We start from the raw sequence: 20,440 nt of genomic DNA, 5'->3' as shown, positions 1-20,440 counted from the left end.
ATGGCAAGTCCAATTCTACCGGGTTCCGGACTGGGTTCCGGCCTGGACATCGGCGCGATCGTGACCGCGCTGGTCAACGCCGACAAGTCGCCGAAGCAGACGCAGATCGATTCCGCGACCAAAACCAATACCCTGAAGATTTCCGGTGTGGGTACGCTCAAGAGTGCGCTGACTGCATTCCAGACCGCGATGACCAACCTGGGCAGCAAGACCAACCCTGCATTTTCCGGTTACACGGCGACCTCGGGCAATCCGACTGTTCTGGGCGTTACTTCGGATAACACCGCGGTCTCGGGTACTTACAGTGTTGTTGTGAATAGTCTGGCTACCGGTTCGAAAGTGGCCAGTTCATCCTTTGCCGGCGGTGCTGCCAGTGCCATTCCGAGTGGTACCCTGAAAATCAGTCAGAATGGCACTGATTACAATGTCACGATCCCGGCCAATGCGACCCTGCAAAGCACGCGTGATGCCATCAACACCGCTCAGGGTGTCAATGGTATTTCTGCCAACATTGTGACGGACAGCACGGGTGCTTCGCGCCTGGTGATCAGTTCGAGCAAGACAGGCGCAGGTTCTGACCTGAGCGTCAGCGGCATTGCCGGTCTGGAAATCGATGGCACCAAAACGATGGGTGCCACGCCGGCGGCGGGTGACTCCGGATCGGTAAATGGACTGGCCAAAGATGCGTCGCTGACCATCGATGGTCTGACAGTGAGCAGCAAGAGCAACACGGTGACCGGCGCCATCAGTGGTTTGACGATGAACCTGCTGACTGTCCCGAATCCGCTGGGCACGCCCGTTGTGGTGAGCGTTGACGCCAACACCAAAGGTCTGCAGACGTCCGTTCAGGCTTTTGTCGATGCCTACAACACTCTGAAGACCACTATCGACACCCTGTCCAAAGCGACGCCGGACGAAGATGGCAAGCTCACCGTTCAGGCCGCTTTCACCGGTGACTCCTTGCCGCGTTCGCTGATTGCCGATATTCGCAGTCAGTTGACCATGCCGAGCGGAAGTTCCACAGGTCCGATGGCCTATCTGTCGCAGTTGGGTGTCATGACCGACAAGCTGACCGGTAACCTGACGTTCGACACCGTTGCATTCAACAAGACCATGTCCACCCCGGGTATGACCGGTCAGGTCCAGCAGATGTTTACCGGTACGAACGATACCAATGGCCTGCTGGCGCGCATGAGCAAGGCGGTGGATCCGTATCTGAAGGCGCCTGCCGGTAGCCCCCCTACTGCCGTTGGCTTGCTCGATCAGCGCATGACCATCCTGAACAACAACACCCGGAATCTGACCAGTCAGCAACTGGCGCTGGATCTGCGTGTTGCCAACCTGACCAAGACGTTGACGGCCAAGTACAACGCCATGGACTTGCTGGTGGGGCAGATGAAAGCGACGGCCAGCAACATCACGTCGTTCTTCAGCTCGCTGAACGCTCAGCAGTCCGCGAAGTAACAGGCAATAACGACAAAAACCCGGCTACGCTTTATCGGCGTGCGCCGGGTTTTTGTCTTTTGATCTAAAGTTCTGTGATTCGTTGGCGATACACTGGTTATACGAGTCATTGTGGCAATGAGGTAGAACATGAACCCAATGTTAGCCCTTCGGCAATATCAGAAAGTCGGCGCGCACGCCCAGACCTCCGAGGCGAGCCCGCACCGTCTGGTGCAAATGCTGATGGAAGGCGGGCTGGCCCGCATCGCTCAGGCCAAGGGTGCCATCGAGCGCAAGGATATTCCTGGCAAGTGCACCTCGATCAGCAAGGCCATTGGCATTGTCAGCGGGCTGCGCGAAGGTCTGGATCTGGAAAAGTGTGCCGATGAATTGGCCGATCTGGACGGGCTGTACATCTACATGATGAAGCGTCTCGCCGAGGCCAACATCAACAGCGATCCGCGCATTCTCGATGAGGTCGCCGGCTTGCTGAGCACGGTAAAAGAAGGCTGGGATGCCATCGCTCCCGAGCCTGCTCCGCAGTTTTAAAGGAGAGCACCATGAGTCTTGTATTGCAGCGAATCGCAGATACCCGTGAAGCGTTGGTCAGCGCGCTGGCCGAACGTAACTGGGAGGCCATTGGCGAGCTGGATCTGGCCTGCCGTTCCTGCATGGAAGACGTCATGGCCGAGGCCTCGCTGGATGAGGAGGCCTTGCGCAATAACCTTGAGGAGCTGCTCCACGTCTACAAGGAGCTTCTTGAGGCGGCGATGGGTGAGCGGCAGGCGATAGCCAACGAGATGTCGCAGATCACCCAAGCGCAGAAGGCGGCAAAGGTTTACCATCTGTTTGGTTAATTAACCTCCAGTTAATCCAGACATGTGCGCCATAAATTTGACTGTGCACGGTTTTTTGACTTAACTAGTGGCTGTTTTCAGATTTCAGGCGTCTACAGGCACAAGGTGTCCTGCAAGCGTCTCGCTTGCCCCATTTTTCGGGCATTGAGTTGACTAGGGAAGTTGCTATTGCATGTGGCGTGAAACCAAAATTCTGCTGATCGATGACGATAGCGTCCGCCGCCGCGACCTGGCGGTGATTTTAAATTTTCTTGGCGAAGAAAATTTACCCTGCGGCAGCCATGACTGGCAGCAGGCCGTCGGCTCTTTGTCATCGAGTCGTGAAGTCATCTGTGTACTGATCGGGACGGTAAATGCTCCGGGTGCACTTTTGGGCCTGTTAAAGACACTCTCGACATGGGATGAGTTCCTTCCGGTTTTGCTGATGGGCGATAATTCTTCCGTCGACCTGCCGGAAGACCAGCGCCGCCGGGTGCTTTCGACCCTTGAAATGCCGCCCAGCTACAGCAAACTGCTCGACTCCCTGCACCGTGCCCAGGTCTATCGCGAGATGTACGACCAGGCCCGCGAGCGCGGCCGTCATCGCGAACCCAATCTGTTCCGCAGCCTCGTCGGCACCAGTCGGGCGATCCAGCACGTCCGGCAGATGATGCAGCAAGTGGCTGATACCGACGCCAGCGTGCTGATCCTCGGCGAGTCCGGCACCGGCAAGGAAGTGGTTGCGCGCAACCTGCATTACCACTCCAAGCGTCGCGACGCGCCATTCGTGCCGGTCAACTGCGGGGCGATCCCGGCAGAGCTGCTGGAAAGCGAACTGTTCGGCCACGAGAAGGGCGCCTTCACCGGTGCGATCACCAGCCGTGCCGGGCGTTTCGAACTGGCCAATGGCGGTACGCTGTTCCTCGACGAAATCGGCGACATGCCGCTGCCGATGCAGGTCAAGCTGCTGCGCGTCCTGCAGGAGCGCACCTTCGAGCGCGTGGGCAGCAACAAGACCCAGAGCGTCGACGTGCGCATCATTGCCGCGACCCACAAGAATCTCGAAAGCATGATCGAGATCGGCACCTTCCGCGAAGACCTCTACTATCGCCTGAACGTGTTCCCGATCGAGATGGCGCCGCTGCGTGAGCGCGTCGAAGACATTCCGCTGCTGATGAACGAACTGATCTCGCGCATGGAACACGAAAAGCGCGGCTCGATCCGTTTCAACTCGGCGGCGATCATGTCGCTGTGCCGTCACGGCTGGCCGGGCAACGTCCGTGAGCTGGCGAACCTGGTCGAGCGCATGGCGATCATGCATCCGTACGGGGTGATCGGCGTGGTCGAGTTGCCGAAGAAATTCCGCTACGTCGACGACGAAGACGAGCAGATGGTCGACAGTCTGCGCAGCGATCTCGAAGAGCGCGTGGCCATCAACGGCCACACCCCGGACTTCACCGCCAACGCGATGCTGCCGCCGGAAGGTCTGGACTTGAAGGACTACCTCGGTGGTCTGGAGCAGGGCCTGATCCAGCAGGCGCTGGACGACGCCAATGGCATCGTGGCGCGTGCCGCCGAACGCCTGCGCATTCGTCGCACCACGCTGGTGGAGAAGATGCGCAAGTACGGCATGAGCCGGCGCGAAGGTGACGAACAGGCGGATGATTGACGCCTGTTTTTCAATGCCTTCATTTATAAGCAGTTTTTTTTAGGCACGGGTATTGCTACATCCCTCGCAACGTTCCGTTTAACTGACGGTCAGCCAAGCGAGAGAACACAATGCCCCACGCCCAGATGTCTTCTGCCTCCAATGCCGAGGGGCAGCCGTCGTCCTTAGAGCAGACGAGCCGCCTGGGTCTTGAGCAGGCGTTCGCGCTGTTCAATCAGATGTCCAGCCAGTTGACCGATTCCTACAGCATGCTTGAAGCCCGGGTCACCGAGCTCAAGGGCGAACTGGCCGTGGTCAGCGCTCAGCGCATGCAGGAGCTGGCAGAAAAAGAACGCTTGGCCAACCGTCTGCAAAACCTCCTTGATCTGTTGCCAGGTGGCGTCATCGTGATTGACGGCCACGGCATGGTTCGCGAAGCCAATCCGGCGGCGATCGACTTGCTCGGGCTGCCACTGGAAGGCGAATTGTGGCGTCACGTCATCGCCCGCTGCTTTGCCCCGCGTGAAGACGACGGTCATGAAATCTCTCTGAAAAACGGTCGACGCCTGTCGATTGCCACGCGCTCGCTGGATGCCGAGCCGGGGCAGTTGGTGTTGCTCAACGACCTGACAGAAACCCGTCATCTGCAGGATCAACTGGCGCGCCATGAGCGTCTGTCGTCGCTGGGGCGGATGGTCGCCTCGCTGGCTCATCAGATCCGTACGCCGCTGTCCGCCGCTTTGCTCTATGCCAGTCATTTGACTGAGCAGGAGCTTCCGGTCGCCACTCAACAGCGCTTTGCCGGCCGCCTCAAAGAGCGCCTGCATGAGCTGGAACATCAGGTGCGCGACATGCTGGTGTTCGCCCGTGGCGAGCTGCCGCTGACCGACCGGATTACTCCGAACGCCCTGATGCAGTCGCTGCAAGCGGCGGCGCTGACCCATGTGCAGGATTTGCCCATTCGTTGGCAGTGCGACAGCCATGCCGGCGAATTGCTGTGCAACCGCGACACGCTGGTCGGGGCGATTCTCAATCTGATCGAAAACGCGATTCAGGCCAGCGATGGCAACGTGCGCCTGAAAGTGCATTGCTACAGCCGCGACAACAGCCTGCGCCTGTGTGTCAGCGACAGTGGCAGCGGTATTGATCCGGCGGTGCTGGAGCGTCTCGGTGAACCATTTTTCACCACCAAAGTGACCGGTACCGGGCTTGGCCTGACCGTGGTCAAGGCCGTGGCGCGGGCACATCAGGGAGAATTGCAGCTGCGCTCGCGAGTCGGGCGCGGCACGTGCGCGCAGGTGATCCTGCCGCTGTTTTCCGCTGTACACGGAGCTGAGTAAACGTCATGGGCATCAAGGTTTTGCTGGTCGAGGATGACCGCTCGTTGCGCGAAGCGCTGGCCGATACGCTGCTGCTGGCGGGGCACGACTACCAGGCGGTCGGCAGTGCCGAAGAGGCGTTGCAGGCGGTCGAGCGCGAGGCGTTCAGTCTGGTGGTCAGCGACGTCAACATGCCTGGCATGGACGGCCATCAACTGCTCGGTTTGCTGCGTGCGCGGCAGCCGCAATTGCCGGTGTTGCTGATGACTGCCCATGGCGCGGTCGAACGCGCCGTGGATGCGATGCGTCAGGGCGCGGCGGATTATCTGGTCAAGCCATTTGAACCCAAGGCCCTGCTGGACCTGGTGTCGCGGCATGCCCTGGGTAGTGTCAGCGTTGCTGACGGTGAAGGTCCGGTGGCGGTCGAGCCGGCCAGTGCGCAGTTGCTCGAACTGGCCGCGCGGGTGGCGCGCAGTGATTCCACGGTGCTGATCTCCGGCGAATCCGGTACAGGCAAAGAAGTGCTGGCGCGCTACATCCACCAGCAATCCCACCGTGCCAGCCAGCCGTTCATTGCGATCAACTGCGCGGCGATTCCCGACAACATGCTTGAAGCGACGCTGTTCGGTCACGAGAAGGGCTCGTTCACCGGCGCCATCGCGGCGCAGGCCGGCAAGTTCGAGCAGGCCGATGGCGGCACCATTCTGCTCGACGAGATTTCCGAAATGCCCTTGGGCCTGCAAGCCAAGTTGCTGCGGGTGTTGCAGGAGCGCGAAGTCGAGCGCGTCGGTGCGCGCAAACCGATCACCCTGGATATTCGCGTGGTCGCCACCACCAACCGTGATCTGGCCGGCGAAGTGGCGGCGGGGCGTTTCCGTGAAGACCTTTTTTACCGTTTGTCGGTTTTCCCCCTGGCGTGGCGTCCACTTCGCGAGCGCACTGCCGATATCTTGCCGCTGGCGGAGCGGTTGCTGAACAAACACGTCAATAAAATGAAGCATGCGGCGGCGAAACTTTCGCCAGAGGCCCAGGCTTGCCTGACCCACTACCCGTGGCCGGGTAACGTGCGTGAGCTGGATAACGCGATTCAACGGGCGCTGATTCTGCAGCAGGGCGGTTTGATCCAGCCGCAGGATTTCTGCCTGACCGGCGCTGTGACGTTTAGCGCAGCGCCGGCCGTAGTGCCGGTGCAACCGTTGGTGCGCGAGATTGAAGTCGAGGCCGAGTCCGCCGGTGCGCTGGGCGATGACCTGCGTCGCCGGGAGTTCCAGATGATCATCGACACCCTGCGCACCGAGCGTGGTCGGCGCAAGGAAGCCGCGGAAAAACTCGGTATCAGCCCGCGTACCCTGCGCTACAAACTGGCGCAAATGCGGGATGCCGGGATGGACGTCGAAGGCTATCTGTTCGCCACCTGAAAATTGTCGCAAGTCAATTGTGGGAGCGGGCTTGCTCGCGAAAGCGCAGGGTCAGTTGCGAAAATATCGACTGACTCTCCCTCTTCGCGAGCAAGCCCGCTCCCACAGTGGTTTCGCGGTGCCTGGACCTGACGCGGTGCCTTGATGGGCTTTTATAGAGTAAGTCCGCCGAGCTGGCACCCTTGTTGCTAATACCTGTGTACCCGCCGAGTGAGTGTCAAAAAATTGCGGGCCGCCCAAGAGAGTAGACCATGAGCCAAGGTATTGAATTTAATCGGTTGATGATGGACATGAAGGCCATGAAAATGGACGCCATGGCCACGCCGAAATCGACTGCCGCCGTCCCTGAACTGGCAGGCAGCAGCTTTTCCGACATGCTCGGTCAGGCCATCAACAAAGTCAGCGATACCCAGCAGGCGTCGACTCAGTTGGCCAACGCATTTGAAATCGGCAAGAGCGGCGTCGATCTGACGGACGTGATGATCGCCTCGCAGAAAGCCAGCGTGTCGTTCCAGGCTCTGACCCAGGTGCGCAACAAGCTGGTTCAGGCTTATCAAGACATCATGCAGATGCCGGTTTAAGGACGAGATTGAGTCATGGCAGAAGCAGTCGCCGATAACGTTCCGGCCAAGGCCACCCCGATAGACGGCAAACCGCCGCTGTTCGGCCTGTCCTTCCTGGAAAACCTCTCCGAGATGACCATGCTGCGTCAGGTGGGCCTGTTGGTCGGCCTGGCTGCGAGCGTGGCGATTGGCTTTGCCGTGGTGCTGTGGTCGCAGCAGCCGGATTACCGTCCGTTGTACGGCAGCCTTGCCGGCATGGACGCCAAGCAGGTCATGGACACCCTGGCCTCCGCCGACATTCCTTACACCGTCGAGCCGAACTCTGGCGCCTTGCTGGTCAAGGCTGACGATCTGTCCCGTGCGCGGATGAAACTCGCGGCCGCTGGTGTCACTCCCAGCGACGGCAACATCGGTTTCGAAATCCTCGACAAGGAACAGGGGCTGGGCACCAGCCAGTTCATGGAAGCGACGCGTTACCGTCGCGGCCTCGAAGGCGAACTGGCACGCACCATCTCCAGCCTGAACAACGTCAAGGGCGCCCGTGTGCACCTGGCGATTCCGAAGAGTTCGGTGTTCGTGCGTGATGAGCGCAAGCCAAGCGCTTCGGTACTGGTCGAGCTGTACTCTGGGCGTTCGCTGGAGCCAGGGCAGGTGGTGGCGATCATCAACCTGGTGGCGACCTCCGTTCCTGAACTGAGCAAATCGCAGATCACCGTCGTCGATCAGAAGGGCAACCTGCTCTCCGATCAGGCGGAAAACTCCGAAATGACCATGGCCGGCAAGCAGTTCGATTACAGCCGCCGCATGGAAAGCATGCTGACCCAGCGCGTGCACAATATTCTGCAACCGGTGCTGGGCAACGATCGCTACAAGGCTGAAGTCTCGGCCGACATCGATTTCAACGCCGTCGAATCGACAGCCGAGCAGTTCAACCCGGATCAACCGGCGTTGCGCAGCGAGCAGTCGGTCAACGAACAACGCACCGCCAGCAATGGCCCGCAAGGTGTACCGGGTGCCCTGAGCAACCAGCCGCCAGCGCCGGCCTCGGCACCGCAGACCACCGGTGGCGCGCAAGCCTCTACCGGCATGATTCAACCCGGTCAGCCACTGGTTGATGCCAACGGTCAGCAGATCATGGACCCGGCCACCGGCCAGCCAATGCTCGCGCCATACCCGGCGGACAAGCGTCAACAATCCACCAAGAACTTCGAACTCGACCGTTCCATCAGCCACACCAAACAGCAGCAGGGTCGCCTGAATCGTCTGTCGGTGTCGGTGGTGGTCGACGATCAGGTCAAGATCAACCCGGCCAACGGGGAAACCACCCGCGCGCCGTGGAGCGCCGATGAACTGGCGCGTTTCACCCGTCTGGTGCAGGACGCGGTCGGCTTCGATGCCAGCCGTGGCGACAGCGTCAGCGTGATCAACATGCCGTTCTCCGCCGAGCGCGGCGAAGTGGTTGCCGATATTCCGTTCTACTCCCAGCCATGGTTCTGGGACATCGTCAAACAAGTGCTGGGTGTGTTGTTCATCCTGGTGCTGGTGTTTGGTGTGCTGCGTCCGGTGTTGAACAACATCACCGGTGGCGGCAAAGGCAAGGAGCTGGCCGGTCTGGGCAGCGACGTGGAACTCGGTGGCATGGGCGGCCTGGACGGCGACCTGGCCAACGACCGCGTGAGCCTCGGTGGTCCGCAGAGCATTCTGTTGCCTAGCCCGAGCGAGGGTTACGACGCACAACTGAATGCAATCAAGAGCTTGGTGGCCGAGGATCCGGGTCGCGTGGCTCAGGTCGTGAAAGAGTGGATTAACGCAGATGAGTGATAACCGAGCCGCAACCGCCAAACTGAACAAGGTCGACAAAGCCGCGATTCTGCTGCTGTCCCTGGGTTCAACCGATGCCGCGCAAGTGCTGCGCCACATGGGCCCGAAAGAGGTTCAGCGTGTCGGTGTGGCCATGGCGCAGATGGGCAACGTCCATCGCGAGCAGGTCGAGCAGGTCATGAGCGAGTTCGTCGACATCGTCGGCGACCAGACCAGCCTCGGCGTCGGCTCCGACGACTACGTGCGCAAAATGCTTACCCAGGCGTTGGGCGAAGACAAGGCCAATGGCCTGATCGACCGTATCCTGCTCGGTGGCAACACCAGCGGCCTCGACAGCCTTAAATGGATGGAGCCGCGCGCCGTTGCCGACGTGATCCGTTACGAACACCCGCAGATCCAGGCCATCGTGGTGGCGTACCTCGACCCGGATCAGGCCGGTGAAGTACTGGGCAACTTCGACCACAAGGTGCGTCTGGACATCATCCTGCGCGTCTCGTCGTTGAACACCGTGCAGCCGGCAGCGCTGAAAGAGCTGAACCAGATTCTCGAGAAGCAGTTCTCCGGCAACTCGAACGCCTCGCGCACCACCCTGGGTGGCATCAAGCGTGCGGCGGACATCATGAACTTCCTCGACAGCTCGATCGAAGGCCAGCTCATGGACTCGATCCGCGAAGTCGACGAAGACCTGTCCGGTCAGATCGAAGACCTCATGTTCGTGTTCAACAACCTGGCCGATGTCGACGACCGCGGCATTCAGGCGCTGTTGCGCGAAGTCTCTTCCGACGTACTGGTACTGGCCCTCAAGGGTTCGGACGAAGGCGTCAAAGAGAAGATCTTCAAGAACATGTCCAAGCGTGCGGCCGAGCTGTTGCGCGACGACCTCGAGGCCAAAGGCCCGGTGCGCGTCAGCGACGTGGAAACCGCGCAGAAAGAAATCCTCACCATTGCCCGTCGTATGGCCGAAGCCGGCGAAATCGTGCTCGGTGGCAAGGGCGGCGAGGAAATGATCTAAGCCCATGGACAAGCATGACGATGTGACGGATCTGATCCGTGCCCGGGATGTCCGTGGTTTCGAATCCTGGGAAATGCCCAGCTTCGACCCGCCGAAACCGGAACCCGAGCCGGAACCGGAGCCCGAACCGCCGGAAATGGAAGAAGTGCCGCTGGAAGAAGTCCAGCCACTGACCCTGGAAGAACTCGAAAGCATCCGTCAGGAGGCTTACAACGAGGGCTTTGGCATCGGCGAGAAGGAAGGTTTTCACAGCGCCACGCTGAAGGTGCGTCAGGAGGCCGAAGTGGCGCTGGCGGCGAAACTCGCCAGCCTCGAGCAACTGATGACCCACCTGTTCGAGCCGATTGCCGAGCAGGACACACAGATCGAAAAGTCGCTGGTCGACCTCGTCCAACACATCACCAAACAAGTGATCAAGCGCGAGCTGGCCATCGACTCCAGCCAGATCGAACAGGTCATGCGCGACGCGCTCAAGCTGTTGCCGTTGGGCGTGGAAAACGTGCGTCTTTACGTCAATCCGCAAGACTTCGAGCAGGCCAAGGCCTTGCGCGAACGTCATGAGGAATCCTGGCGCATCGTCGAAGATGACTCGCTGCTGCCGGGCGGTTGCCGGGTTGAAACCGAGCACAGCCGTATCGACGCCAGCATCGAGACCCGCGTGACCCAGGTCATGGCCAAACTGTTCGACCAGTTACACGAACAGGCCCTGCACCCGGCTGCGCCGGATCTAAGTCTGGACATTCCTGAACAAAGCCAACCGGCGGCTGCGCCTGAAGAGCCGCTCGCGGACACCCCCGATGCGCCTTGAACGCACCAGTTTCGCCAAGCGCCTCAGCACTTATGCTGAAGCCACTGAGATCGCCGGCGCGCCGATTCTCGAAGGCCGCCTGCTGCGTATGGTCGGCCTTACCCTCGAAGCCGAAGGCCTGCGCGCTGCCATGGGCACGCGCTGCCTGGTGATCAATGACGACAGCTATCACCCGTCCCAGGTGGAAGCGGAAGTCATGGGGTTTTCCGGCAACAAAGTCTTTCTGATGCCGGTCGGCAGCGTCGCCGGTATCGCCCCGGGCGCCCGCGTGGTGCCGCTGGCGGAAACCGGTCGTCTGCCAATGGGCATGAGCATGCTCGGTCGCGTACTCGATGGCGCCGGACGCGCGCTGGACGGCAAGGGCGGGATGAAGGCTGAAGACTGGGTGCCGATGGACGGCCCGACCATCAACCCGCTCAACCGCGATCCGATCCACGTCCCGCTGGACGTCGGCATCCGTTGCATCAACGGTTTGCTGACTGTCGGGCGTGGTCAGCGTCTGGGTCTGTTCGCCGGTACCGGTGTCGGTAAATCGGTGCTGCTGGGCATGATGACCCGCTTCACCGAGGCCGACATTATCGTCGTTGGCCTGATCGGTGAGCGGGGTCGAGAAGTTAAAGAGTTCATCGAGCACATTCTCGGTGAAGAAGGCCTCAAGCGTTCGGTGGTGGTCGCCTCGCCGGCGGACGATGCGCCGCTGATGCGTCTGCGCGCGGCGATGTATTGCACGCGAATCGCCGAGTATTTCCGCGACAAGGGCAAGAACGTCCTGCTGCTGATGGATTCTTTGACCCGTTTCGCCCAGGCCCAGCGGGAAATCGCTTTGGCCATTGGCGAGCCGCCAGCAACCAAGGGTTATCCGCCCTCGGTGTTCGCCAAACTGCCGAAACTGGTGGAGCGCGCCGGTAATGCGGAGAAGGGCGGTGGTTCGATCACCGCGTTCTACACCGTGTTGTCCGAAGGCGATGACCAGCAGGACCCGATTGCCGACTCGGCGCGGGGCGTGCTCGACGGCCACATCGTGTTGTCCCGGCGTCTGGCCGAGGAAGGGCACTATCCGGCCATCGACATCGAAGCCTCGATCAGCCGGGTGATGCCGGCCGTGGTTTCGGCGGAGCACATGCAGCGCGCGCAGTACTTCAAGCAATTGTGGTCGCGCTATCAGCAGAGCCGCGACCTGATCAGCGTCGGCGCGTACGTCGCCGGTGGCGACCGCGAGACCGATCTGGCGATCAATCTGCAGCCGCAACTGACCCGCTACCAGCGTCAGGGGCTGAACGACAAGATCAACATGGGCGAGAGCCAGGCTTACCTCGAAACCCTGTTCGCGCCCGCGGCGGGTGGGTAACCGGCCATGGCCGTGAGCCGAGCTGCGCGTCTGGCACCCGTGGTGGAGATGGCCGAACAGGCCGAGAAAACCGCCGTGCAGCGCCTGGGTTACTTTCAGGGCCAGGTCAAAGTGGCCGAAAGCAAACTCGCCGACCTCGACGCCTTTCGTCTGGATTATCAGGAGCAGTGGATCGTGCGCGGCAGCGACGGGGTTTCCGGGCAATGGCTGCTGGGTTATCACGGCTTCCTCGCGCAACTGGACACCGCCATCGACCAGCAGCGCCAGAGCCTGGTCTGGCACCAGAACAACCTGATCAAGGCGCGCGATGCCTGGCAGCAGGCGTTTGCCAAGGTCGAAGGCCTGCGCAAACTGGTGCAGCGCTACCGCGAAGAGGCGCAACGCCTCGAAGACAAGCGTGAGCAGAAGCTGCTGGACGAGTTGTCGCAGCGTTTGCCGCGCCAGAACCCTTTTTAAGTTGTCCCAAACTCCTTGTGGGAGCGGGCTTGCTCGCGAAGGCGTCGTGTCAGTCACCACCTCGGTCAACTGACCGATTGCATTCGCGAGCAAGCCCGCTCCCTCATTTGGTTCTACGTTGCACCTTGCCCCTGGGTCTAGCAGATGCTAAACCTTGTACACGTTCGTCAATGACAAGGAAGCCAGTCAATGTCAGTCGTTACAGAAGTCTCTCCGGATGGTCAAAAACTGACGATTTCGGTCAAGGGGCGGTTCGATTTTGGGCGCCATCAGGAGTTTCGCGACTCCTATGAGCGGCTTAACCAAAAACCCGACTCCATCGTGGTTGATCTGAAAGAAGCCACCTACCTCGACAGCTCCGCGCTGGGCATGCTGCTCCTGCTGCGAGATCATGCCGGCGGCGACAACTCGGATGTGCGCGTGATCAACAGCAACTCCGACGTGCGCAAGATCCTCGCCATCTCCAACTTCGACAAACTGTTCGACATCAGTTGACGGCCATGCAGGCGCAAGAACCGCTGACGATCCTGATCGCCGAAGACAGTGCCGCTGATCGCCTGCTGCTTTCCACTATCGTCCGGCGTCAGGGGCATGAAGTGCTGACGGCGGCCAATGGCGCTGAAGCGGTTGAGGTCTTTCGCCGGCAACAACCGCATCTGGTGCTGATGGATGCGATGATGCCGGTGATGGACGGCTTCGAAGCGGCGCAGCAGATCAAGGCGCTGGCGGGGGAAACCCTGGTGCCGATCATCTTCCTGACCTCGCTGACCGAAAGTGAAGCCCTGGCCCGTTGTCTGGAGGCGGGTGGCGACGACTTTCTGGCGAAGCCCTACAACCAGGTGATCCTTGCCGCCAAAATCAAGGCGATGGACCGCTTGCGCCGCTTGCAGGCCACCGTGCTGCAGCAGCGCGATCTGATCGCCAAACATCACGATTACCTGCTCAACGAACAGCGTGTGGCCAAAGCGGTGTTCGACAAGGTGGCCCACTCGGGCTGCCTGAGTGCGCCGAACATCCGCTATCTGCAATCGCCTTACGCATTGTTCAACGGCGACCTGCTGCTGGCGGCTTACACCCCGGCCGGCGACATGCATGTGCTGCTCGGTGATTTCACCGGTCACGGTCTGCCGGCGGCGGTGGGGGCCATGCCTCTGGCAGAAGTGTTCTATGGCATGACCGCCAAGGGCTACGGCCTGGCTGAAACCCTGCGCGAGATGAACGCCAAGCTCAAGCGCATCCTGCCGGTGGACATGTTCTGCTGCGCGACCATGCTCTGCCTGAGTTTTCAGCGGCGCACGGTGGAGGTGTGGAACGGCGGTATGCCCGACGGTTATCTGCACCGGATTGCCAGCGGCGAGCGCGTGCCGCTGTCGGCGCGGCACTTGCCGCTGGGCGTGCTCAGCCCGCAAGCGTTTGACGACCGGACAGAAGTGCAAACCATGGCGGTGGGGGATCGGGTGTTCCTGCTGTCTGACGGTGTGATCGACACCACTGACGGCGATGACCGGTTGTTCGGTGTCGAGCGTTTGCAGCAGCTGTTTGCTGTCAACCGAGAGCCGGACAACCTGTTTGCCGAGATTGAACAGGCCTTGCTCGAGTTTCGCGGCGAGCCCCGTGACGACGTGAGCATGGTCGAGATCAGTCTGCTCGACGCGGCGCAGGTCATGCCGCCGGCGCCGGTGTATTCCGACAGCGGCCAGTCGTGTCCGCTGGACTGGTCGGTGAGCTTCGAGTTTCGCGGCGCTACACTGAAGCGCTTCAATCCTTTGCCGTATCTGCTGCAGTTGTTGCTGGAGGTACACGGGTTGCGCACCCAGAGCGGGGCGATCTACAGCGTGCTCGCCGAGTTGTACTCCAATGCGCTGGAGCATGGCGTGCTGGGTCTGGATTCCAGCCTCAAGCGCGATGCGGCAGGATTCGCGCGCTACTATGAGCAGCGCAATGCGCGACTCGAAGCCTTGCAGGACGGTTACGTGCGCGTGCATCTGCAGGTCCGGCCGCAAGGTACCGGTGGCTGTCTGGTCATTCGCGTCGAGGACAGCGGCAAGGGTTTTGACGTGGCGCGGGTGATGGAGCGGCCGGTGGACGGTGTCCGTCTGTCGGGGCGCGGGGTCAGTTTGATCCGGCAATTGGGGCATAACGCCAGATGGTCGGACGAAGGTCGCAGTGCTTGCGTAGAGTTTTTCTGGGAGGTTAAGGCATAATCCGCCGATTCTTGATCAAGGAGTGAACAAGTGACTGACCAACATGTGGATCGCGAAGTACTCGATGCGTTGCGCGAAGTGATGGAAGACAGCTATCCGGATTTGCTGGATACCTTCCTGACCGATTCTGAAAGTCGCTTGCATCAACTGCAGAAGACCGCCGATGCCAGGGTGTTGGCCGAGGTCGCCCATAGTTTCAAGGGCAGCGCCAGCAACATGGGGGCCGTTCGGCTGGCGACCCTTTGTCAGGCACTCGAGGCGGACGCCAGAAACAAAAGCCCGGCTGAAATCGTCGATCTGGTGGCGGACATCAGCAGCGAATTCGCCGATGTGCGACCTGTCTACGAAGACGAACGCCAGCACGCCCTGACCCATTGAATCCCGCCGTCCGGCGCTTTTCGCAAGCGCCGGACAAAACTGGCCCGACACTTGCAATAATCCCCGTCAACTGTACCTACGATCCCAGTGCAGCGGAGACCGTGTCATGCCTGCGACCCCCAATGTTCTTCTTCAATCTGCCGCTCAGGCCAAGGCGCAAGCCGCCGCCACGAAAACGCCGGTAATGGCTGCAGACACCGGGGACAAGGCCTCAAGCTTCGCTCAGGTGTTCGCCGATCAGGGCCCGAAAAAGGTCCTTTCGAACTCCGACAGTTCGTTGAAACCCGCGCGCGACAAGGTTGCCGACAACAGCGACAGGAAAGATCTCGGCAAGGATAAGTCTGCCGCCACGCAACAGTCCGTTGCCGATAGCGGCAACGCCTTGCCTGTCGACAAGTCTGCACCGACGACATCCGATGATCAGGCAGCTGCTGACAAGGCCGCCGCCGATGCTGCCGCAGACAACGCGCAGACTCCGGTGGCTGACACCACGCCGGTTGACCCGGCGCTGGATCCGGCGCTGGCGCAAACCGTGCAGCCACTGGTCGCGGCGCCTGTGGTGCCAGCACCGGTGGCTGTAACGCCGGAGCCGGTCAAGGCCGAAACACCGGTCGTGGCCGCAACCGTCGCGCCGGCAGTGGTCAAAGACCCTGCTGCGTCGACCGACAGCGCTTTCGACCCGGCGGCCGATCCGCTCGACTCGTTGCCGGCGGTGCGCATGGCGATGGAGCAGGGCGGGCACATTTCCGCATCCAGCCAGACACAGCCCAAAGCTACGCCGGCCCAGACTCAGGCCGACGGTGAATTGACTTCGGCGCAGAACTTCGCCGCCGGCATGGCCAGCATGCTCGACGTGCAGGCCGACAAGGACAGCACCAGTCAGAATGGTGAAAAAACCTTCAGTGGCCTGATCGACGATGGCCTGAAAGATCTGAAAAGCGCCACCAGTGATACCCGTGTCGATGATTTCGCCAACCGTCTGGCGGCGCTGACTCAGGCAGCCACACCGAAAACCGCGAACGCCGTACCGGTGAATCAGCCGATCGCCATGCACCAGAGCGGCTGGACCGAAGAAATCGTCAACCGGGTCATGTACCTGTCGAGCGCCAATCTGAAGGCGGCGGATATTCAATTGCAACCGGCGGAACTGGGGCGTCTGGATATCCGGGTGAACATGGTTCCCGATCAGCAGACCCAGGTGACGTTCATGAGCGCGCATCCAAGCGTGCGTGAAGCGCTGGACGGGCAGATGCATCGCCTGCGTGACATGTTCACCCAGCAGGGCATGGGCCAGGTCGACGTCAATGTCTCCGACCAGAGCCGCGGCTGGCAGGGTCAGCAGGGCCAGGAACAGGCGCAGCAGGGCCAGAGTGGCCGCACCAGCGCTGCTGGCGGACGTCTGGATTCGGCGGAAGAAGAGCTGACGCCGGCGGCAGTGGCGGAAGCCGCTGCGCAAACCACCAGCGTCATTGGCACCAGCGCCGTCGATTACTACGCCTGACACGACGCTGTATCCCTTGTGGGAGCGGGCTTGCTCGCGAAAGCGGTATGACAGCCAACATAACTGTTGAATGTTAAACCGCTTTCGCGAGCAAGCCCGCTCCCACATTTGTTTTGTGGTGCTCTCCAGATCAATCCTCCGACACTTCTGGCATAACACTTGCTCTTGCCTTGCCGTGCGACTGTGAAAACCCGATTAGTGACGGATTATTGGCATGGCGAAGAGCGAAGCAGCAGCTGTAAAAGACCCCGCGACCAAAGGCAAACTCAAGATGATCATCCTGATCGTGGTGGCTCTGCTGCTGGCGATCGGTGTGTCCGTGGGCGCTACCTGGTACTTCATGCACAGTGCTCAGAGCAAGCCTGCCGCAGCGGCCGAAGCCGCGCCGACCGGCAAGCAGCCAGCGATCTTCGAGCCGATGGCGCCGGCGTTTGTCGCCAACTACAACCAGAACGGCCGTCAGCGCTACATGCAGGTGAGCATCACCATGCTGGCGCGTAACCAGGCCGATCTGGACGCGCTCAAAGTGCACATGCCGGTGATCCGCAACAACCTGGTGATGCTCTTCTCCGGTCAGGATTTCGCCACGCTGGCGACCCCGGTCGGGCAGGAGATGTTGCGCCAGAAGGCCACAGCCAGCGTCCAGGAAGTGGCGCAGAAAGAGCTGGGCAAAGTGGTGATCGAACAGTTGCTTTTCACTAATTTCGTACTGCAGTAGGAACACGACATGGCCGTGCAGGATCTGCTGTCCCAGGATGAAATCGACGCGCTGTTGCATGGCGTCGACGATGGTCTGGTACAGACCGATAACGCTGCCGAACCCGGCAGTGTCAAAAGCTACGACCTGACCAGCCAGGATCGCATCGTCCGTGGACGCATGCCGACTCTGGAAATGATCAACGAGCGTTTTGCCCGTTATACCCGCATCAGCATGTTCAACATGCTGCGTCGCTCGGCGGACGTTGCCGTGGGTGGCGTCCAGGTGATGAAGTTCGGCGAATACGTGCACTCGCTGTACGTGCCGACCAGCCTCAACCTGGTCAAGATCAAACCGTTGCGCGGCACCGCGCTGTTCATCCTCGACGCCAAACTGGTGTTCAAGCTGGTGGACAACTTCTTCGGCGGCGACGGCCGTCACGCCAAGATCGAAGGGCGTGAATTCACCCCGACCGAACTGCGTGTAGTGCGCATGGTGCTGGAGCAGGCCTTCGTCGATCTGAAGGAAGCCTGGCAGGCGATCATGGAAGTCAATTTCGAGTACATCAACTCGGAAGTGAACCCGGCCATGGCCAACATCGTCGGCCCGAGCGAAGCGATCGTGGTCTCCACCTTCCACATCGAACTCGATGGCGGTGGCGGCGACCTGCACGTGACCATGCCGTACTCGATGATCGAGCCGGTGCGCGAGATGCTCGACGCCGGTTTCCAGTCGGACCTCGACGATCAGGACGAGCGCTGGGTCAATGCCCTGCGTCAGGACGTGCTCGATGTCGATGTACCGATCGGCGCCACTGTGGCCCGCCGCCAGTTGAAGCTGCGCGACATCCTGCACATGCAGCCGGGGGACGTGATCCCGGTCGAGATGCCGGAAGACATGATCATGCGCGCCAACGGCGTACCGGCCTTCAAGGTCAAGATGGGCTCGCACAAAGGCAACCTCGCGTTGCAGGTGATCGAGCCGATCGAGCGTCGCTGAAGCGCCGCTCTCACCCCCACGCATTTAACTGAATTGTTGCCCGCCGAGGACAAATGATGAACGACGAAATGAACGCCCAGGACGATCAGGCACTGGCCGACGAATGGGCTGCAGCCCTGGAAGAGACCGGTGATGGCAGCCAGGCCGACATCGACGCGCTGCTCGCGGCCGACGCTGGCGCTGCAAGCTCCAACCGTCTGCCGATGGAAGAGTTCGGCAGCGTGCCGAAAAACAACGATCCGGTGACGCTGGACGGTCCGAACCTGGACGTGATCCTCGACATCCCGGTGTCGATCTCGATGGAAGTCGGCAGCACCGACATCAACATCCGCAACCTGCTGCAACTGAACCAGGGTTCGGTGATCGAGCTCGATCGTCTGGCCGGCGAGCCGCTGGACGTGCTGGTCAACGGCACGCTGATCGCGCACGGCGAAGTGGTGGTGGTCAACGAGAAGTTCGGCATCCGCCTGACCGACGTGATCAGCCCAAGCGAACGCATCAAGAAGCTGCGCTGAGTGAAACGGTTCCTGTGGGCGCTGCTGGCGCTGCCGTTGAGTGTGCTGGCCGCTGAACCGGCCGCCACGTCCGCCGCTGCGGTTGCCGCGCCGGCGATCGGCAGCGGTGTGGCCGGGCAACTGACGCAACTGGTCTTCGGCTTGTTGCTGGTGCTGGGCTTGATCTTCTTCCTCGCCTGGCTGCTGCGCCGGGTGCAGCAGTCCGGGCCGGCAGGCAAGGGACAGGTGATCGAGCTGATCGGCTCCCGGGCACTCGGTCCGCGCGACCGGTTGATGCTGGTGCAGGTCGGCAACGAACAGATTCTGTTGGGCCTCAGCCCTGGCACCATCACCGCGCTGCATGTGCTGAAGGAACCGGTGCCAGTGCCGAGCAGCAGCGAAAAAGCGACCCCGGAATTTGCCCAGCATCTGCTGAAGATTCTCGGCAAGGATCAGAAGGATAAGAAGTAATGGGTGCGCTACGCATCGTCTTGACGCTGGCCTTGATGCTGGCCGCGCCGCTGGCGTTCGCCGCCGATCCGTTGTCGATCCCGGCGATCACGCTGGGCACCAACGCCGATGGCGCGCAGGAGTATTCGGTCAGCCTGCAGATCCTGCTGATCATGACGGCGCTGAGCTTCATTCCGGCGGCCGTGATTCTGATGACCAGTTTCACCCGGATCATCATTGTCTTCTCGATCCTGCGTCAGGCCCTCGGCCTGCAACAGACGCCGTCGAACCAGATCCTTACCGGCATGGCGCTGTTCCTGACCATGTTCATCATGGCCCCGGTGTTTGATCGGGTGAACAACGATGCGCTGCAGCCCTACCTGGCGGAAAAACTCACCGCGCAGCAAGCGGTGGAAAAGGCCCAGGTACCGATCAAGGACTTCATGCTCGCCCAGACCCGCACCAGCGATCTGGAGTTGTTCATGCGCTTGTCCAAGCGTACCGACATCGCCACCCCGGATCAGGCGCCGCTGACCATTCTGGTGCCGGCGTTCGTCACCTCCGAACTGAAAACCGCGTTCCAGATCGGTTTCATGATCTTCATTCCGTTCCTGATCATCGACCTGGTCGTGGCCAGTGTGCTGATGGCGATGGGGATGATGATGCTCTCGCCGCTGATCATTTCGCTGCCGTTCAAGATCATGCTGTTCGTACTGGTGGATGGCTGGGCGCTGATCATCGGCACCCTGGCCAGTAGCTTCGGAGGTGTTTCGCCATGACGCCGGAAGTGGCGGTCGATATCTTTCGGGAAGCGCTGTGGCTGACCACGATGATGGTCGCAATTCTCGTGGTGCCGAGCCTGCTGGTCGGCCTGCTGGTGGCGATGTTTCAGGCCGCCACCCAGATCAACGAACAGACCCTGAGCTTCCTGCCGCGTCTGCTGGTCATGCTGGTCACCCTGATCGTCGCCGGCCCGTGGCTGGTGCAGACGTTCATGGAGTACATCATCCAGCTCTACAAGAACATTCCGATGGTCATCGGCTGA

22 protein-coding genes are annotated in these 20,440 nt (G+C 60.9%); all 22 read left to right on the top strand.

The window, feature by feature from the left end:
* A complete protein-coding gene (fliD, locus tag LCH64_RS12960; protein ID WP_226500444.1) occupies positions 1–1,464 on the top strand; it encodes a flagellar filament capping protein FliD in 1,464 nt (487 codons plus the stop codon).
* Between the two features lie 129 nt (positions 1,465–1,593).
* Entirely contained in the window at positions 1,594–1,992 is a 399-nt protein-coding gene (gene fliS / locus LCH64_RS12955) for a flagellar export chaperone FliS (protein ID WP_027614233.1), read from the top strand.
* Between the two features lie 11 nt (positions 1,993–2,003).
* Positions 2,004–2,300: a hypothetical protein gene (locus LCH64_RS12950; protein WP_003222861.1), complete on the top strand. Its 297-nt coding sequence runs from the start codon at positions 2,004–2,006 to the stop codon at positions 2,298–2,300.
* A gap of 172 nt (positions 2,301–2,472) precedes the next feature.
* A complete protein-coding gene (locus LCH64_RS12945) occupies positions 2,473–3,948 on the top strand; it encodes a sigma-54 dependent transcriptional regulator (RefSeq protein ID WP_003222863.1) in 1,476 nt (491 codons plus the stop codon).
* 125 nt (positions 3,949–4,073) lie between these two features.
* Entirely contained in the window at positions 4,074–5,267 is a 1,194-nt protein-coding gene (locus tag LCH64_RS12940; protein ID WP_226500487.1) for an ATP-binding protein, read from the top strand.
* A 5-nt stretch (positions 5,268–5,272) separates the two neighbouring features.
* The gene (locus tag LCH64_RS12935; protein ID WP_226500443.1) at positions 5,273–6,664 is read left to right on the top strand and encodes a sigma-54 dependent transcriptional regulator; all 1,392 of its coding nucleotides are present in this window, start codon (positions 5,273–5,275) and stop codon (positions 6,662–6,664) included.
* A 251-nt stretch (positions 6,665–6,915) separates the two neighbouring features.
* Complete coding sequence (fliE, locus tag LCH64_RS12930; protein ID WP_003222869.1) at positions 6,916–7,245, top strand: flagellar hook-basal body complex protein FliE; 330 nt, start codon at positions 6,916–6,918, stop codon at positions 7,243–7,245.
* A gap of 15 nt (positions 7,246–7,260) precedes the next feature.
* On the top strand, positions 7,261–9,048 hold the full coding sequence (gene fliF / locus LCH64_RS12925; protein ID WP_003222871.1) for a flagellar basal-body MS-ring/collar protein FliF: 1,788 nt from the start codon (positions 7,261–7,263) through the stop codon (positions 9,046–9,048).
* On the top strand, positions 9,041–10,060 hold the full coding sequence (gene fliG, locus LCH64_RS12920; RefSeq protein ID WP_003222873.1) for a flagellar motor switch protein FliG: 1,020 nt from the start codon (positions 9,041–9,043) through the stop codon (positions 10,058–10,060). Before fliF ends, fliG begins: the two co-directional genes overlap by 8 nt.
* A gap of 4 nt (positions 10,061–10,064) precedes the next feature.
* Entirely contained in the window at positions 10,065–10,868 is an 804-nt protein-coding gene (gene fliH, locus LCH64_RS12915; protein ID WP_226500442.1) for a flagellar assembly protein FliH, read from the top strand.
* Entirely contained in the window at positions 10,858–12,216 is a 1,359-nt protein-coding gene (fliI, locus tag LCH64_RS12910) for a flagellar protein export ATPase FliI (protein ID WP_003222877.1), read from the top strand. Before fliH ends, fliI begins: the two co-directional genes overlap by 11 nt.
* Before the next feature lie 6 nt (positions 12,217–12,222).
* Positions 12,223–12,672, top strand: a complete 450-nt coding sequence (fliJ, locus tag LCH64_RS12905; protein ID WP_003222878.1) for a flagellar export protein FliJ — start codon at positions 12,223–12,225, stop codon at positions 12,670–12,672.
* 189 nt (positions 12,673–12,861) lie between these two features.
* Complete coding sequence (locus tag LCH64_RS12900) at positions 12,862–13,167, top strand: STAS domain-containing protein (protein WP_226500441.1); 306 nt, start codon at positions 12,862–12,864, stop codon at positions 13,165–13,167.
* Between the two features lie 5 nt (positions 13,168–13,172).
* On the top strand, positions 13,173–14,876 hold the full coding sequence (locus LCH64_RS12895; RefSeq protein ID WP_226500440.1) for a fused response regulator/phosphatase: 1,704 nt from the start codon (positions 13,173–13,175) through the stop codon (positions 14,874–14,876).
* A 30-nt stretch (positions 14,877–14,906) separates the two neighbouring features.
* Entirely contained in the window at positions 14,907–15,254 is a 348-nt protein-coding gene (locus tag LCH64_RS12890; RefSeq protein WP_103483928.1) for an Hpt domain-containing protein, read from the top strand.
* Between the two features lie 106 nt (positions 15,255–15,360).
* The gene (locus tag LCH64_RS12885; protein ID WP_226500439.1) at positions 15,361–16,755 is read left to right on the top strand and encodes a flagellar hook-length control protein FliK; all 1,395 of its coding nucleotides are present in this window, start codon (positions 15,361–15,363) and stop codon (positions 16,753–16,755) included.
* 214 nt (positions 16,756–16,969) lie between these two features.
* On the top strand, positions 16,970–17,473 hold the full coding sequence (fliL, locus tag LCH64_RS12880; protein WP_003222887.1) for a flagellar basal body-associated protein FliL: 504 nt from the start codon (positions 16,970–16,972) through the stop codon (positions 17,471–17,473).
* A 9-nt stretch (positions 17,474–17,482) separates the two neighbouring features.
* Positions 17,483–18,451: a flagellar motor switch protein FliM gene (gene fliM / locus LCH64_RS12875; protein ID WP_003222890.1), complete on the top strand. Its 969-nt coding sequence runs from the start codon at positions 17,483–17,485 to the stop codon at positions 18,449–18,451.
* 53 nt (positions 18,452–18,504) lie between these two features.
* Positions 18,505–18,966 (top strand): flagellar motor switch protein FliN, encoded by a 462-nt coding sequence (gene fliN / locus LCH64_RS12870; RefSeq protein WP_164747895.1) that lies wholly within the window; start codon positions 18,505–18,507, stop codon positions 18,964–18,966.
* Positions 18,967–19,416: a flagellar biosynthetic protein FliO gene (fliO, locus tag LCH64_RS12865; protein ID WP_003222893.1), complete on the top strand. Its 450-nt coding sequence runs from the start codon at positions 18,967–18,969 to the stop codon at positions 19,414–19,416.
* Positions 19,416–20,174 carry a flagellar type III secretion system pore protein FliP gene (gene fliP, locus LCH64_RS12860; RefSeq protein ID WP_003222895.1) on the top strand — a complete coding sequence of 253 codons (759 nt, stop codon included), beginning with the start codon at positions 19,416–19,418 and terminating at the stop codon, positions 20,172–20,174. The genes fliO and fliP overlap by 1 nt, the downstream gene beginning before the upstream one ends.
* Entirely contained in the window at positions 20,171–20,440 is a 270-nt protein-coding gene (gene fliQ, locus LCH64_RS12855; RefSeq protein WP_003222897.1) for a flagellar biosynthesis protein FliQ, read from the top strand. The genes fliP and fliQ overlap by 4 nt, the downstream gene beginning before the upstream one ends.

Origin of the sequence: Pseudomonas sp. MWU16-30322 (assembly GCF_020515535.1) — a bacterium.
In the GTDB taxonomy this organism is placed as follows: domain Bacteria; phylum Pseudomonadota; class Gammaproteobacteria; order Pseudomonadales; family Pseudomonadaceae; genus Aquipseudomonas; species Aquipseudomonas fluorescens_H.
The sequence above is the reverse complement of the archived record's forward strand: the minus strand, read 5'-3'. Positions and strand labels throughout refer to the sequence as shown.

What these genes read in the sequence shown, in the direction of transcription:
- fliD (WP_226500444.1), top strand. Translation starts at nt 1, where the DNA reads ATGGCAAGTCCAATTCTACCGGGTTCCGGACTGGGTTCCGGCCTGGAC.
- fliS (WP_027614233.1), top strand. Translation starts at nt 1,594, where the DNA reads ATGAACCCAATGTTAGCCCTTCGGCAATATCAGAAAGTCGGCGCGCAC.
- LCH64_RS12950 (WP_003222861.1), top strand. Translation starts at nt 2,004, where the DNA reads ATGAGTCTTGTATTGCAGCGAATCGCAGATACCCGTGAAGCGTTGGTC.
- LCH64_RS12945 (WP_003222863.1), top strand. Translation starts at nt 2,473, where the DNA reads ATGTGGCGTGAAACCAAAATTCTGCTGATCGATGACGATAGCGTCCGC.
- LCH64_RS12940 (WP_226500487.1), top strand. Translation starts at nt 4,074, where the DNA reads ATGTCTTCTGCCTCCAATGCCGAGGGGCAGCCGTCGTCCTTAGAGCAG.
- LCH64_RS12935 (WP_226500443.1), top strand. Translation starts at nt 5,273, where the DNA reads ATGGGCATCAAGGTTTTGCTGGTCGAGGATGACCGCTCGTTGCGCGAA.
- fliE (WP_003222869.1), top strand. Translation starts at nt 6,916, where the DNA reads ATGAGCCAAGGTATTGAATTTAATCGGTTGATGATGGACATGAAGGCC.
- fliF (WP_003222871.1), top strand. Translation starts at nt 7,261, where the DNA reads ATGGCAGAAGCAGTCGCCGATAACGTTCCGGCCAAGGCCACCCCGATA.
- fliG (WP_003222873.1), top strand. Translation starts at nt 9,041, where the DNA reads ATGAGTGATAACCGAGCCGCAACCGCCAAACTGAACAAGGTCGACAAA.
- fliH (WP_226500442.1), top strand. Translation starts at nt 10,065, where the DNA reads ATGGACAAGCATGACGATGTGACGGATCTGATCCGTGCCCGGGATGTC.
- fliI (WP_003222877.1), top strand. Translation starts at nt 10,858, where the DNA reads ATGCGCCTTGAACGCACCAGTTTCGCCAAGCGCCTCAGCACTTATGCT.
- fliJ (WP_003222878.1), top strand. Translation starts at nt 12,223, where the DNA reads ATGGCCGTGAGCCGAGCTGCGCGTCTGGCACCCGTGGTGGAGATGGCC.
- LCH64_RS12900 (WP_226500441.1), top strand. Translation starts at nt 12,862, where the DNA reads ATGTCAGTCGTTACAGAAGTCTCTCCGGATGGTCAAAAACTGACGATT.
- LCH64_RS12895 (WP_226500440.1), top strand. Translation starts at nt 13,173, where the DNA reads ATGCAGGCGCAAGAACCGCTGACGATCCTGATCGCCGAAGACAGTGCC.
- LCH64_RS12885 (WP_226500439.1), top strand. Translation starts at nt 15,361, where the DNA reads ATGCCTGCGACCCCCAATGTTCTTCTTCAATCTGCCGCTCAGGCCAAG.
- fliL (WP_003222887.1), top strand. Translation starts at nt 16,970, where the DNA reads ATGGCGAAGAGCGAAGCAGCAGCTGTAAAAGACCCCGCGACCAAAGGC.
- fliM (WP_003222890.1), top strand. Translation starts at nt 17,483, where the DNA reads ATGGCCGTGCAGGATCTGCTGTCCCAGGATGAAATCGACGCGCTGTTG.
- fliN (WP_164747895.1), top strand. Translation starts at nt 18,505, where the DNA reads ATGATGAACGACGAAATGAACGCCCAGGACGATCAGGCACTGGCCGAC.
- fliP (WP_003222895.1), top strand. Translation starts at nt 19,416, where the DNA reads ATGGGTGCGCTACGCATCGTCTTGACGCTGGCCTTGATGCTGGCCGCG.
- fliQ (WP_003222897.1), top strand. Translation starts at nt 20,171, where the DNA reads ATGACGCCGGAAGTGGCGGTCGATATCTTTCGGGAAGCGCTGTGGCTG.